Source organism: Methylobacterium frigidaeris (genome assembly GCF_022179185.1).
Taxonomy (GTDB): Bacteria; Pseudomonadota; Alphaproteobacteria; order Rhizobiales; family Beijerinckiaceae; genus Methylobacterium; species Methylobacterium frigidaeris.
Map to the genome: position 1 here is coordinate 1 of NZ_BPQJ01000388.1, position 231 is coordinate 231.

The window sequence follows — 231 nt, forward strand, 5'->3', positions numbered from 1 at the left end:
CCCTCACCTACCCCCTCGATTAGGCCCCCCTCTTCATGCAGCATTACGAGGAGGCCGATCTCGTCTCCGAGGTCGTGATGAACGAGCGCGAGCTCGCCTCCCGCCTCGGGTTGATGGGCATCCCCCGGGAGGCCGAGACCGTGATGCTGGAGCGCGACATCCGCCTCGTCCGGCTGACCGGTGCCCGCTACCACGCGGCCATGATCTCGACCCCCGATTCGGTCGAGATCG

General features: G+C 67.1%; 1 pseudogene. It reads left to right on the forward strand.

Features of this window, described 5'->3' with window-relative positions:
- Positions 1–29: 29 nt before the first annotated feature.
- A pseudogene (locus MFF64_RS37460) lies at positions 30–231 on the forward strand (dihydroorotase); the annotation flags it as partial.